General features: G+C 30.2%; 1 protein-coding gene and 1 pseudogene. Both read left to right on the top strand.

The genetic code is table 11. The annotated features are described in order from the left end of the window. Positions 1 to 607 (top strand): annotated as a pseudogene (locus tag HMPREF9131_RS03335) (DNA recombination/repair protein RecA); the annotation flags it as partial. A gap of 30 nt (positions 608 to 637) precedes the next feature. After that, the coding region (locus HMPREF9131_RS03330; RefSeq protein WP_009345343.1) for a metallophosphoesterase at positions 638 to 1,320 on the top strand (683 nt) is incomplete at its 3' end.

Genomic DNA, 1,320 nt, shown 5'->3' with positions numbered 1-1,320 from the left:
TGTAATTGACTCTGTTGCAGCCCTAGTTCCTAAAACAGAGATTGATGGAGAAATGGGTCAAGCAACTATAGGTCTACAAGCAAGACTTATGTCTCAAGCTTTGAGAAAATTAACTGGTGCTATAAATAAATCAAAAGCAGCCGTAATATTTATCAATCAATTAAGGGAAAAAGTTGGGGTTATATATGGAAATCCTGAAACAACAACAGGAGGTAGAGCTCTTAAATTCTATTCTACAATAAGACTTGATGTCAGAAGAATTGAAATTATTAAAAAGGGAGATTCCCCCATTGGTAGCCGTGTGCGTGTAAAAGTTGTTAAAAATAAAGTTGCACCTCCATTTAAAGAAGCTGAAGTTGATATCATGTATGGGACTGGAATATCAAAAACAGGAAATATTTTGGATGTTGCTGCAGATATGGGAATCGTGAAAAAAGCAGGTTCATGGTATTCCTACAATGATGAAAAACTTGGGCAAGGTAGAGAAAAATCAAAAGATTTCCTTGATTCTAATCCTAATTTACTTAAAGAAATTGAAAATAAAGTTAGAGATACTTTAAAAGATGATTCAGATGATATTTCAGTTAAAGAAAATGGAGATAATTAGACTAATAATAATTAAGTGAGAAGTGATTAATTGAAGCTTTTATATTTTACGGATACCCATATAAGAGGAACAAATCCCAAAAATAGACTTGACAATTTTTACCAAACCTTAAAAAATAAATTTCATGAAGTCATAGAAATAGCAAAATATGAAAATGTTGATTATATTCTCCATGGAGGAGATTTATTCGATAGACCAGATCCTTCAGTATCCATAGTAAGTGATTTTGCTAAAATATTTAATGAATTTAGGGTTCCAATATATATAGTAAGTGGTAACCATGATATTTTTGGACACAATCCATCTACATTGGATAGAACTATGCTGGGACTTTTATGTAATTTAGGTATTCTAAATTTAGTGAATGATAGGAAAATAATTTTAGAAAAAGACATAAAGGTACAGTTAACTGCAGCTCCTTATGTTTATTCCATGGATTCTAAAGAAAACATTAAAAACTATATTGTTAAAGAAAAGGATAAAACTTGTAAATATGCCATTCATTTAACCCATGGTTTTTTAATTGATAAACCTTTCTTAAAAGAAGTATCTCATACCCTAATATCAGATATTAAGGATACTTGTGCTGATATTACATTTGGTGCTCATTATCATTATGGATTTACTACACAAGTAATTGATGGTAAATATTTTATAAATCCTGGTGCTTTAGTAAGAATATCCAATTCTATGGCAGAAATGAATAGAAAACC

Origin of the sequence: Peptoniphilus sp. oral taxon 836 str. F0141 (genome assembly GCF_000179335.1) — a bacterium.
GTDB classification, from domain to species: domain Bacteria; phylum Bacillota; class Clostridia; order Tissierellales; family Peptoniphilaceae; genus Peptoniphilus_A; species Peptoniphilus_A lacrimalis.
Note: the sequence above shows the minus strand (reverse complement) of the source record. Positions and strands in the feature narration are given on the sequence as shown.